This is a genomic window from Brevundimonas sp., from assembly GCF_051858995.1.
Lineage (GTDB): Bacteria > Pseudomonadota > Alphaproteobacteria > Caulobacterales > Caulobacteraceae > Brevundimonas.
This window is the reverse complement of sequence record NZ_JBHYGN010000007.1, coordinates 387,866-399,599: the sequence shown is the minus strand read 5'-3', so window position 1 is coordinate 399,599 and position 11,734 is coordinate 387,866. Positions and strand designations below refer to the sequence as shown.

Genomic DNA, 11,734 nt, shown 5'->3' with positions numbered 1-11,734 from the left:
AAGTGTTCTGGCGCATCATGCACAACCCGACTGACCGTCCCGTTAACATCGAGACGCGATCACCCGTTGCGCCGCTCCGATTGCTCGGCTAAGCACGCCGCCTGCCGGAGACGTGGCCGAGTGGCTGAAGGCAACGGTTTGCTAAATCGTCGTACCCTGTAAGGGGTACCGAGGGTTCGAATCCCTCCGTCTCCGCCAGAACCCTCCCGACATCGCCGATCCGGCCTCTGGGCCATTAGGCCGCCGCGCGGGAATGAAGACGCCGGATTCGGGCGCCTCTGGGGGGAACTTCCGGCCGGGCTCGAATTCGACGTTCAGTCCGCCGCCTCTCGCCGCAGCCAGTCCCTGAACGCCGTCATAGCGGCATTGTCCGGGCGGGAGTTCAATCGGGTCAGCCAGTAGCCGCCCAGCGTCACCTCGATGTCGAATGGCCGCATCAGGCGTTCGGCGGCCAGATCGCGGGTGAACATGGCGGCGGGGGCCAGAGCGACGCCCAGCCCTTGCGCGGCCGCGGCGGTCATCAGCACCGAACTGTCGAAGACTGGTCCGCGCAGGGCCGGGCAGGGTGCGCCCGCCGCCTCGAACCAGCGGGTCCATTCGTCGGCGCGATACGAGCGTAGCAGCATCTCGCCGGTCAGGGCCGCCGGACCACCCAGACGCGCCGCCATCGCCGGGGCGCACAGCGGCGTCAGCGGGGCCTCAAGGATCGGCTCGGCATGGGCTCCGTGCCACGCCCCGTCGCCGTAGCGGATGGCGAAGTCCAGACCCTCGCCCGCCAGATCGACCCGGTTGTTGTTGGTCATCAGGCGCAGGTCGATGTGTGGATGCTCGCGGTTGAACGCCTCCAGTCGTGGCAGCAGCCAGCCGCCCGCGAAGGCGCCGACCACTCCGACCGTCAGCACCTCCTGCAGCCGTCCGCCTGCATAGCGATCCAGCGTCGCGCCCACGCGGTCGAAGGCGTCGGCCAGCACCGGCACCAGCGCCTGCCCCTCGTCGGTCAGGGCCAGTCCGCGCGGCAGGCGGCGGAACAGGGTGACGCCCAGACGGCGCTCCAGCTGGGCCACCTGATGGCTGACCGCGCCCTGGCTGACGCATAGTTCGATGGCGGCGCGGGTGAAGTTCAGGTGCCGGGCGGCGGCCTCGAAGGCGCGCAGGGCGTTGAGGGGGAGCTGGGCGCGATCCATGACCAAGGCATGAGGTCAGTTCATGGCTTTGTCCAGATATGATGCTTTGTGCGTTGTTGCCGTCGTCCGCATTCTCCGCCGCGTCCCCCCCATCGAGGAGTGAGTGATGAGACGCGTTTCCGGCATTCTTTCCGCCGCCCTTCTGGCCCTGACGGCGGGCTGCGCCCAGGCGGAACCCCAGCAACAGCCGCCCGCCGCCCAGGCCCGCCCCGATCCGGCGCATGATCCCCTGCTGCAGCCCATCGCGCCGGAATATGCGCAGCAGTGGCTGGCGGTGGAGGTTCCGACCCGCATTCACGGCAATACCTACTTTGTGGGCTTTGGCGGTCTGACCGTGGTGTTGATCTCGACCTCGGAGGGGCTGGTTCTGGTCGATGGGGCCTTGCCGCAGGCGGTCCCGGCCATCGAGGACAACATCCGCCGCCTCGGCTTCCGCATCGAGGACGTCAAATACATCCTCAGCACCGAGCCCCACTACGACCACTCCGGCGGCCTGGCGGCCCTGGCCCGCGATACCGGCGCGACCGTGGTGGCCAGTCCTGCGGCGGCGGCGGTCCTGCGGCGGGGCCGCAGCGGCGCCGATGATCCGCAGGCGGCGTCGCTGGAAGCCTTCCCGCCGGTCGAACGGGTGCGCGCCCTGCGCGACGGCGAGGTGCTGCAACTGGGTGACGTGGCGATCACCGCCCGCGCCACCCCAGGCCATACGCCGGGCAGCATGAGCTGGAGCTGGCGGTCCTGCGAGGGCGGCGACTGCAAGGATGTGGTCTTCGGCTCCAGCCTGAACCCGATCGGGGCGGACGGTTATCGGTTCAGTGATCCGGCCAACCGGGCGCTGGTGGACGGCTTCCGCGCCACCTTCGCCAGCCTGCGCGCCATGCCCTGCGACATCCTGCTGACCGCCCACCCCAGCCAGTCCGGCGGCGACACCCACATGGCCCAACTGCGGCAAGGCGTGACGCCAAACCCGTTCATCGATCCGACAGCCTGCCGCGCCTATGCGGACAAGTACGAGGTCCTGTTCGAGCGTCGGCTGGAGCGTGAACGGCAGGGCCGTGACTGATAACCGGAGTGGCGCGAACCAAAAGCCGGTTCGCGTCTTTCCCCGGAAGCCGTTCCCGGAGCCGCGCCATGAGCCTTGATCCTGTTCCGTCGCCCGCGCGCTCCGGCTTCCGTCCCTGGATGGTGATCGCGCCCGTGGGGGTGATCGCCGTGGCGGGGCTGGGTCTGCTGGCCCTGCGCACGCCTCTGCCGGGGCCGACCCCGGTCGGCGCGGATCGGATGGCGGTGGAAGTGGTCGCGCCGGTCGAGCCGACGGTCGAGCCGGGCGGCGCCATGGAGGTCGGCGATCTGGTCGATGGCTATACCCATGTCGCCATCGCCCCGGCCGAACCGGCGGACGTCTATGATGCGGGATATGAGACCGCCTGGGTCGAACCCCTGCCGCCCTTGCCCGAGCCTCGGGCGACCGCCTGGCGCAGCGACGGCGCCGCCGCGCGCCCGACTCAGGACCAGGCCGAGGTGACCCGGTCCGGCGGCCAGTTCGGCTTTGATGCGCCCGGCCCCGACTATGCGGCGGAGCGTCGCGCGCGGCAGGCGAGGCTGGACCGGATCCAGGCCGAACAGGCGGCGCAGGGCCGTGCTGGCGCGCCCATGACCGGAGCCGATCTGGACCGGGATAGCGCCTTCTACTGACATCTTTGCAAGCAGATGGCGGGAACTTGACCCGGCGTGATCTTGGCAGCCGCGTCGGGGAGGTCTAGGTCGGAAGCTCAACCGTCCCTTATGGAGAGACCCACATGGTCGATCTGGCTCAAGTCACCGAACACATCCGCGGCGCCGTTGGCGACAACTCCGGTCTGGGCAAGACCGTGAAGCTCGACCTGGGCGACGCCGGCAAGATCTTCATCGACGGCGCCTCGACGCCGAACACCGTCACCAACGAAGACAAGCCCGCCGACGCCACTGTCTCGATGAGCTGGGACGATTTCATCGCCCTCTCGGAAGGCAAGCTCGACGGCATGATGGCCTTCATGCAGGGTAAGCTGAAGATCGCTGGCGACATGATGATCGCCCAGAAGCTGCCGGCGCTGCTGAAGCGCTGATCTTGAAGACGAACGACTGATTGTTGGCGGCGCGGTCCCGGAAGAGGGCCGCGCCGTTTTCGTACCTGAGGAGGACGACCATGGATTTCCGTCACAGCGACAAGGGACTGCACTGGCAGGAGCGCGTGCAGCGCTTCATGGACGAGAAGGTGCTGCCCCGCTCGGCGGAATACTGGGCCGAGGTGAAGGCCGACCACACGGTCCAGCCCAAGGCCATGGAAGAGATGAAGGCCCAGGCCAAGGAAGCGGGCCTGTGGAACATGTTCCTGCCGGGCGATCACGGCGCGGGCCTGACCAATCTCGAATACGCTCCGCTGGCCGAGATCATGGGCCGCCACCTGTGGACGGCCGAGGTGTTCAACTGCAACGCCCCGGACACCGGCAACATGGAAGTCCTGCACATGTACGGCAACGCCGAACAGCAGGCGCAATGGCTCAAGCCGCTGATGAACGGCGACATCCGCTCGGCCTTCCTGATGACCGAACCGGCGGTGGCCTCGTCGGACGCCACCAATATCGAGACCCGAATCGAGCGCGACGGCGACCACTATGTGATCAACGGCCGCAAATGGTGGTCGACCAACATGGCGCACCCGAACGTCGCCATCACCATCGTCATGGGCAAGACCGACACCGGCGCGGCCACCCACCAGCAGCAGTCGCAGATCCTCGTCCCGACCGACACGCCCGGTTTCCGCGTCGAGCGCATGCTGTCGGTGTTCGGCTATGACGAGCGCCCGATCGGCCACGCCGAGGTCGTCCTCGACAACGTCCGGGTGCCGGTCGAGAACCTGATCGCGGGCGAGGGACGTGGCTTCGAGATCGCGCAAGGCCGCCTCGGGCCGGGCCGTATCCACCACTGCATGCGCACCATCGGCGCCGCCGAACGCGCGCTGGACCTGATGGTCGAACGCCTGCTGAGCCGCACGGCCTTCAAGAAGAAGATCGCCGAGCACTCGGTCTGGGAGCAGCGCGTCGCTGAGGCGCGCATCAACATCGAAATGTGCCGCCTGTCGGTGCTGAAGGCTGCGTGGATGATCGATCAGGCCGGCGCCAAGAACGCCAAGTCCGAGATCGCCCAGATCAAGGTCGCCGCGCCGCGCATGGCCCTGAAGATCATCGACGACGCCATCCAGGCCTTCGGCGGCGCGGGCGTGTCGGGCGACTTCCCGCTGGCGGAGCTGTACGCGGGCGTTCGCACCCTGCGTCTGGCTGACGGTCCGGATGAAGTCCACAACCGCACCATCGCCAAGCTGGAATACGCCAAGCACGGCGGACGCTGACCCTTCCGCCCGGCCCCGGACCGGGCCATATGGCGGGCATGGCGATGAGAGGTGAACGCGGGGCCGGGCGACGGCAGGGATCGGAAGCCAAGGCGGCGCAAGCCGGGCTGACGCCTCCCACCGACGGGCCGCCGACCCTCAAGGCCCTGGCCGACCTGCTCCGGCTGGTCGGCCGGTCCAATGCGCCGCAGCTGAAACTGCGCCTGGTCGCGGCCATCGGCATGACGCTTGCGGGCAAGGGGTTGGGCGTGATCGCGCCGCTGGTGCTCGGCGCGGCGGTCAATCATCTGGCGGCGGGGCAGGGCGCGGCGGTGGCCGTCGGCTGGGGCTTCGCCGCCTTCGCTGTCGGCTGGGCCATCGTGCGCCTGCTCTCGGCCATCGCGCCCAACGTCTCGGACGTGGTGTTCGCCCCCGTCCGCTCGGCAGCGCAGCGCACCGCAGCCACCGAGACCTTCGCCCACGCGCTCAGCCTGTCGCTGGACTTCCACCAGACCAAGCGCTCAGGCTCCCTGTCGCGGACGATGGATCGCGGCTCACGCGCGGTGGACTTCCTGCTGCGCATCCTCGCTTTCAACCTTGTGCCGACCGGCGTGGAACTGGTGCTGGCGGCGGGCGTGCTGGCGGGCAAGTATGACTGGCGCTTCGGCGCCATCGCCGTGCTGGTGGTGGCCATCTACGCCATCTCGACCTTCGCGCTGTCCAACTGGCGGATCGAGCATCGCCGCCTGATGAACGCGGCGGACACCCAGGCGGCGGGGGTCTCGGTGGACGCCCTGCTGAACTATGAGACGGTCAAGTCCTTCGGAGCCGAGGCGCGGGCCGCGCGCAGCTATGACGCCGCGCTGGGCGACTATACCCGCGCCGCGCTCAAGGCGAACAGCTCGCTGGCCCTGCTGAACATCATCCAGGCGGTGATCATGAACGTCGGCCTCGGCATCATGGCGGTCATGGCCGGGTTCGAGGCGGCCGCGGGGCGCATGGGGCCGGGCGACGTCACCGCCGCCGTCCTGATCATGATCAGCCTCTATGCGCCGCTGAACATCCTGGGCTTCGCCTATCGCGAAATCCGCCAGTCCTTCATCGACATGGAGGAGATGCTGAAGGTCACCCGTCAGGCGCCGCAAGTGGCCGACGCCGCCGATGCGACGCCGCTGGTCCGGCTCCCCGGCATGAACGGCGCGGCCCTGAGCTTCGAGCGCGTAGGATTCCGCCACGACGCCCGCGCAAACGGGCTGGAGAACGTCAGCTTCCACGCCGCCCCCGGCACGACGACGGCCCTGGTCGGTCCGTCCGGCTCGGGCAAGTCGACCATCGTCAAACTGGCCCTGCGCCTGCTCGACCCGCAGGAAGGGCAGGTGCTGATCGACGGCGTCGATGTGCGTGCGGTGACGCAGGAGAGCCTGCGCGCGGCGGTTGCCCTGGTCCCGCAGGATGTGGCCCTGTTCAACGACACCCTGCGCGCCAACATCGGCTTCGCCCGTCCCGATGCGGATGATGCGGCGATCTGGGCGGCGGCCGAGGCGGCGGAGCTGGCGGATTTCATCGGCCAACTGCCGGACGGGCTGAACACCGTCGTGGGCGAGCGCGGGCTGAAGCTGTCGGGTGGCGAGCGCCAGCGCGTCGGCATCGCCCGCGCCCTGCTGGCTGATCCCTGCATCCTGATCCTCGACGAGGCCACCAGCGCCCTGGACAGCCGCACCGAGGCCGCCATCCAGAAGACCCTGCGCAAGGCCCGGACCGGGCGCACGACCCTGGTCGTGGCCCACCGCCTCTCGACCATAGCTGACGCCGACCAGATCCTAGTCCTCAAGGCCGGACGCATCGTGGAGCGCGGCGCCCACCATGAGCTGGTGGCGCGTCAGGGTGGGGAATACGCGGCCCTCTGGCGCAAGCAGACCCGCGGCGCGCGAGTGAAGGCCGGGCTGGAGGCCTGACCTCGCGTTGCAACTTCTCGTGACTTGAGGTTGAGGTGAGATTGATCAAAATCCCCAAGGTTGCAAATCCTGGAGGGTAAAATGACGAGACGCATTTCGATCAAGGCCGCTGCCGCGGTCGCCGCCGCCCTGGCGGTCTCGGCTATCGCCAGCCCCAGCGCCGCCATGCTGGACGTGCCGTTCTATAACTATACGTACTTCAGCGACGCCACCTACACGACCGTGGTCGGGTACGAGACCGGGACCTGCTTCCATGGTCAGGCGGCCGTGCATCAGATGGTCGGGACCGGCAGCGCTTATATGCTGCAGGAGCGGGCCGGGGTTTGTCGCGGCGATCTGACGATCTACGAATAAGCGCTGGAGACCGGAGGCGGGGTCAGCCTGGCTGGCCCAGCTTCCGGTCGACCATTTTCTCGAGGCTCTCGCGCACCTTGAGGCGGCCCTCGGCGTCGTCGGGCAGGGCCAGCAGCAGTTGCAGCGACTGGGCGTAGACCGGCAGGACGCGCCAGTCGAACGGACGCTCTGGCGTCGCGGCGTCGATCAGGTCGCACAGGCCGATGGCCACGGCGCGGATATCGTCCATGCCGAAGGGGCCGGCGCCGTCGATCACGCCGTTGGCGGCGCGATAGGCCTGTCCCAGCGCCGTCATCGTCTGGTCGGGGCTCGCGGGCGGTTGGATGGCGGCCAGGTCGGCGATGCGGTCGGCGACCTCGGCGGCGCTGCGGGGCTTCAAAGCCTCCAGATTAGCCTTCGCCTGGGTCAGGGCCGCGCCAATGCTGACGCCGCCCGCCTCATCGATGATCTTCGACAGCCGCGACTTGCGCCGGGCGTGGGTGATGACGGTCATCCGGCCTGCTCCGCGCCGGTGGCCGCGGCGGCCTTGTCGGCGGCGTGCTTCATCTTGCGCAGGACATCGGCCCGCCGTTCCGCGCCCGGCGCCTTGCCTTCCCGGAAGCGGCGGTCGGGGCCGAAATAGTCGCCGACTTCAAGGAAGGGGCGGGTGTCGCGGGCGACGAAGACGATCCGCTCCAGCAGGCTGGCGGCGCTGAACGGCTTGGTGATGACGAAGTTGGCGCCGCAGTCCCGGGCCTCGGTCACGCGCGACCGGCGCACGTGGGTGGCGGTCATGATGACGGGCGCGAAGGCGTTCGGATCCAGCCCCGACCGGCGTAGCCAACGGACCAGCTCATAGCCGTCCATCTCGGGCATCTCGGTATCGACCACCAGCAGGTCGATCGGGTGATCCTTGAGGATATCGATCGCCTCGGCGGCGCTGTGGCAGGCGTAGCGGGTCTTGATGCCGAAGCCGAGCAGGGCGCTGGCGGTGATGTCCAGGCCGAAGGGCGAATCGTCCACGACCATGGTCACGGCGCCGGTGAGATTGATGACCGCGCTGTCGCGCAAACCCTCCAGCCCGCTCATTGTCACGCTCCCCCATCCCGAGCGCGACTCAAACTCGCCCGGCGGGAAGATGCTTGGCAGTCGTCGGTATGCAGAAGGTTAACGCGCGCGTTAACCGAGGCGTCCGATGGCGTAGAAACGTTCGGCGCGCGCCCTGCGCAGTTCGTCCGCCGACAGGCCGGCCATGGTGTCCAGTTCCTCGATCAGCACGTCGCCGACCGCCTTGATGGCGGCGTCGCGGTCCGTATGGGCGCCGCCCAGCGGTTCGCCGATGATCCGGTCGACGATCTTGAGCTCCATCAGGTCGGGGGCGGTGATCTTCATGGCCATGGCGGCGTCCTTGGCCCGGCTGCCGTCGCGCCACAGGATGCCTGCCGCGCCTTCCGGCGAGATGACCGAGTAGATCGAGTGCTCCAGCATCAGCACGCGGCTGGCCGCGGCGATGGCGATGGCCCCGCCCGAACCGCCTTCACCGGTGATGGTGGCGATGGAGGGCACGCCCAGCGTCAGGCCGCGCTCGGTCGAACGGGCGATGGCCTCGGCCTGGCCCCGCTCTTCCGCCCCGAGCCCCGGATAGGCGCCGGCGGTGTCGACGAACGACAGGACCGGCAGGCCGTACTGCTCGGCCAGGTCCATCAGACGGACCGCCTTGCGGTAGCCCTCGGGGCGAGCCATGCCGAAATTGTGGGTGATGCGGGTCTGGGTGTCGTGGCCCTTCTCGTGGCCCATGACCACGACCGGACGACCGCGCAGGCGGGCGAGGCCGCCCAGAATGGCCTGGTCGTCGCCGAACTGACGGTCGCCCTTCAGCTCGACGAAGTCGGTTAGCAGGCCTTCGACATAGTCGACGAAGTGGGGCCGCTGCGGGTGGCGCGCGACCTGGGTCTTCATCCACGGATCGAGCCCGCCATAGATCTTCTTGCGGAGTTGGTCGGCCTTCTTCTTGAGGCCGTCGATCTCGGAATCGAACGAGCCCGCGGTCGAGGCGAGCAGCGAGAGCTCCTCGATCTTCGCCTCCAGATCGGCGATCGGCTTTTCGAATTCGAGGTAGTGCGTGGCCATCAAGGCGTCCGGAACTGGCGCGCCATCTGGCGCATCGGAAGGCGGCGGAACCTAGTCAGGTCAACGCCGGGGAGCAAGCGGAGTTCAGTCATCACGCGCCAAGGGATGCTTCTCCTGCACCATCCGGCTGAGCCGGTCGGTGGCGACGTGGGTGTAGATCTGGGTGGTCGAGATGTCGGCGTGGCCCAGCAGGGTCTGGACGATGCGCAGGTCGGCGCCGCCCTCCAGCAGGTGAGTCGCGAAGGCGTGGCGCAGGACGTGGGGGCTGACCCGCGACGGGTCGATCCCGGCGTCTACGGCCGCCTGATCCAGCATCTGGGCGAAGCGGCGGGGCGTCAGGGCGGCCTTGCCGACGGGGGAGGGGAAGAGCCACGGGCTGTCGGGCGCTTCAGGCTTGCGGGCGGCGTCGCGCGCCTCCAGCCAGGCTTTCACCGCCTCGCGCGCCGAGGCGTTCAGCGGGGCCAGTCGCTCCTTGCCGCCCTTGCCGCGCACGATCAGCCAGGCCGGATCGCGCCGCACGGCCTCAACCTTCAGCGCCAGCAGTTCGGACACCCGCAGGCCCGAGGCGTAGGCCAACTCGACCAGCGCCACCATACGAACCCCGGACGCGCCGTCGCGGGCGGCGGCGGCCTCCAGCAGGGCCTCGATCTCCTCGCGCGTCAGGGTGTGGGGCAGGGGGCGGCCCTGTTTGGGCGCATCCAGACGCCGCGAGGGATCGTCCTGCCGCCAGCCCTCGCCCAGGGCGAAGCGGTAGAATTGGCGCACAGCGGCCCGACGGCGCGACTGGGTGGCCGGGGACAGGCCCCGCGTCGCCAGCGCAGCGTACCAGGCCTCGACCGCCGTCTCGTCCGCGGCCATCAGCCCGCCGTCGACCCCGCCCTCGGCGTCGGCCAGATCGCGGGCATAGGCCGAGAGAGTGTGGGGCGAGGCGTCGCGCTCGACCGCCATCATCTCGAGGAAGGCTTCGATCTGGGAGCTGCTCATCTGGCCCCCTTCGCCACGGCGCGGGTTCGTGTACAGGTGGAGGCGACCATGACGTGCCTGCGCCCATCCTCCCCGCCGTTCGACCGCCGCCCGCTTTCGCGAGGCGGCCGATGACCGATTCCGAGCCGATTCCCGTCCATAAGCGCACCATAGCGCTGGTCGGACTGATGGGCGTGGGGAAATCGACGGTGGGACGGCGGCTGGCCCGGCGACTGGGCCTCGCCTTCGCCGACGGCGATGAAGAGATCGAGTCGGCCGCCGGCATGACCGTGTCCGAGATCTTCTCCAGCATGGGCGAGGGCGAGTTCCGGGCCGGAGAGGCGCGGGTCATGCGCCGCCTGCTGGAGGGGCCGCGTCTGGTGCTGGCCACCGGCGGCGGGGCCATGCTGAACCTTGAGACCCGGGCGCTGATGAAGAGCCACGCCGTGACCGTGTGGATGCGGGCTGATCTGGAGGTCATCGCCCAGCGGGTGCAGCGGCGCGACACCCGCCCCCTGCTGCGCGGCAAGGACCCGCTGGAGACCCTGCGGACGCTGGCCGAGGCCCGCTACCCGGTCTACGGCGAGGCGGATCTGGCGGTGGATGTGGCCGGTGGCGCGCACGCCCAGGCCGTGGATGCGATTGTGGCGGCGCTTGAGGCGCACGGGGCCATGGAGGCGAAGGCGTGACGACGACGGTTCCGGTCTCGGGCGGGGACTTCCGCCCCTATGATGTCTTCGTGGGACGTGGCCTGCTGGGCGACCTGGGCGCGCGGATCGCGCCGCTGGCCAAGGGGCGCACGGTCGTGGTCACCGACGAGACGGTGGCGACGATCCACGGCCCGGCGGTGCTGGAAGCGCTGGAGCAGGCGGGCGTCCGCGCCCGGCTGCTGGCCGTTCCGGCGGGCGAGGGCTCCAAATCCTTCGGTGAGCTGGAGCGGGTGCTGGACCGGATGCTGGCCTTCGGGCTGGACCGCAGCGACGTGGTCGTGGCCCTGGGCGGCGGCGTGGTCGGCGACCTGGCCGGTCTGGCGGCGGCCCTCTACATGCGCGGCATCGACTTCGTGCAGGTCCCGACCACCCTGCTGGCCCAGGTCGACAGCTCGGTCGGCGGAAAGACGGCAATCGACACTCCGCGCGGCAAGAACCTGATCGGCGCCTTCCACCAGCCCCGGCTGGTGCTGGCCGACATCGATGTGCTGGGCACCCTGCCGGAGCGGCAGCTGCGCTCGGGCTGGGCCGAGGTGCTGAAGCATGGCCTTATCTGCGACGCGGCCTTCTTCGACTGGCTGGCCGACACTTCGGGTTCGGGGGGCGCGGCGGGGGCGCAGGGCGATCCGGCGGCGCTGCAGCGGGCCGTGGTCCGCTCGGTCGAGATAAAGAGCGCCATCGTCGGCGAGGACGAGAAGGAGGCGGGCAAGCGCGCCCTGCTGAACCTCGGCCACACCTTCGGCCACGCCATTGAGGCCGAACTGGGCTTTAACGAGGACAAGCTGACCCATGGCGAGGCTGTGGGGCTGGGCTGCGCCATGGCCTTCCGCTACTCGGCGGCGCAGGGGCTGTGCCCGCAGGCGGACGCCGACCGGGTCGAGGCGGTGACGGCGGCGGCGGGCCTGCCGGTCCGGCTGGCCGAGGTCGGGACCTTCAAGGCGGACGCCCTGATCAAGCGGATGGCGGGTGACAAGAAGGCCGAGGGCGGTCGCCTGACCCTGATCCTGGCCCGCGCCATCGGCGATGCCTTCACGGACAAGAACGTGGACCGCGCGGCTCTAACCGCCTTCCTCAAGGCCGAGGGCGCCTGAGCCC

13 protein-coding genes and 1 tRNA gene are annotated in these 11,734 nt (G+C 69.4%); 9 read left to right on the top strand and 5 right to left on the bottom strand.

All coding sequences use genetic code 11. The features are described from left to right. The first annotated feature begins 106 nt into the window (after positions 1-106). Positions 107-198 (top strand) — tRNA-Ser (locus ACTIEF_RS06880). A 116-nt stretch (positions 199-314) separates the two neighbouring features. Here ACTIEF_RS06880 and ACTIEF_RS06875 read toward each other — a convergent pair. Then, positions 315-1,184 carry a LysR substrate-binding domain-containing protein gene (locus ACTIEF_RS06875; RefSeq protein ID WP_439471372.1) on the bottom strand — a complete coding sequence of 290 codons (870 nt, stop codon included), beginning with the start codon at positions 1,182-1,184 and terminating at the stop codon, positions 315-317. Between the two features lie 106 nt (positions 1,185-1,290). Here ACTIEF_RS06875 and bla point away from each other — a divergent pair, with 106 nt between their 5' ends. The 6 genes from bla to ACTIEF_RS06845 all read left to right on the top strand — a co-directional run bounded on the left by bla (position 1,291) and on the right by ACTIEF_RS06845 (position 6,857). Then, entirely contained in the window at positions 1,291-2,244 is a 954-nt protein-coding gene (gene bla, locus ACTIEF_RS06870; RefSeq protein WP_439471371.1) for a subclass B3 metallo-beta-lactamase, read from the top strand. Positions 2,245-2,312: 68 nt separating this feature from the next. Next, a complete protein-coding gene (locus tag ACTIEF_RS06865; RefSeq protein ID WP_439471370.1) occupies positions 2,313-2,876 on the top strand; it encodes a hypothetical protein in 564 nt (187 codons plus the stop codon). Positions 2,877-2,980: 104 nt separating this feature from the next. Beyond that, positions 2,981-3,286, top strand: a complete 306-nt coding sequence (locus tag ACTIEF_RS06860) for an SCP2 sterol-binding domain-containing protein (RefSeq protein ID WP_439471369.1) — start codon at positions 2,981-2,983, stop codon at positions 3,284-3,286. Positions 3,287-3,366: 80 nt separating this feature from the next. Then, positions 3,367-4,569, top strand: coding sequence for an acyl-CoA dehydrogenase family protein (locus ACTIEF_RS06855; RefSeq protein WP_439471368.1), 1,203 nt, complete (start codon positions 3,367-3,369; stop codon positions 4,567-4,569). A 44-nt stretch (positions 4,570-4,613) separates the two neighbouring features. Further along, a complete protein-coding gene (locus ACTIEF_RS06850; RefSeq protein ID WP_439471508.1) occupies positions 4,614-6,503 on the top strand; it encodes an ABCB family ABC transporter ATP-binding protein/permease in 1,890 nt (629 codons plus the stop codon). Between the two features lie 81 nt (positions 6,504-6,584). Beyond that, positions 6,585-6,857, top strand: a complete 273-nt coding sequence (locus ACTIEF_RS06845; RefSeq protein WP_439471367.1) for a hypothetical protein — start codon at positions 6,585-6,587, stop codon at positions 6,855-6,857. A 22-nt stretch (positions 6,858-6,879) separates the two neighbouring features. On the opposite strand, the gene ACTIEF_RS06840 is transcribed toward ACTIEF_RS06845, so the two are convergent. From ACTIEF_RS06840 to ACTIEF_RS06825, 4 genes are all read right to left on the bottom strand, one after another. Beyond that, the gene (locus tag ACTIEF_RS06840) at positions 6,880-7,350 is read right to left on the bottom strand and encodes a chemotaxis protein CheE (protein ID WP_439471366.1); all 471 of its coding nucleotides are present in this window, start codon (positions 7,348-7,350) and stop codon (positions 6,880-6,882) included. Further along, positions 7,347-7,925 (bottom strand): response regulator, encoded by a 579-nt coding sequence (locus ACTIEF_RS06835; RefSeq protein ID WP_439471365.1) that lies wholly within the window; start codon positions 7,923-7,925, stop codon positions 7,347-7,349. The genes ACTIEF_RS06840 and ACTIEF_RS06835 overlap by 4 nt, the downstream gene beginning before the upstream one ends. Before the next feature lie 90 nt (positions 7,926-8,015). After that, entirely contained in the window at positions 8,016-8,966 is a 951-nt protein-coding gene (locus ACTIEF_RS06830; RefSeq protein ID WP_439471364.1) for an acetyl-CoA carboxylase carboxyltransferase subunit alpha, read from the bottom strand. Between the two features lie 84 nt (positions 8,967-9,050). Beyond that, positions 9,051-9,950 (bottom strand): tyrosine recombinase, encoded by a 900-nt coding sequence (locus ACTIEF_RS06825; RefSeq protein WP_439471363.1) that lies wholly within the window; start codon positions 9,948-9,950, stop codon positions 9,051-9,053. A 110-nt stretch (positions 9,951-10,060) separates the two neighbouring features. Between ACTIEF_RS06825 and ACTIEF_RS06820 the strand changes: the two genes are divergently transcribed. Together ACTIEF_RS06820 and aroB are read left to right on the top strand one after the other, a co-directional pair. Next, positions 10,061-10,618: a shikimate kinase gene (locus tag ACTIEF_RS06820; protein WP_439471362.1), complete on the top strand. Its 558-nt coding sequence runs from the start codon at positions 10,061-10,063 to the stop codon at positions 10,616-10,618. Continuing rightward, a complete protein-coding gene (aroB, locus tag ACTIEF_RS06815; protein ID WP_439471361.1) occupies positions 10,615-11,730 on the top strand; it encodes a 3-dehydroquinate synthase in 1,116 nt (371 codons plus the stop codon). Before ACTIEF_RS06820 ends, aroB begins: the two co-directional genes overlap by 4 nt. Positions 11,731-11,734 lie beyond the last annotated feature (4 nt).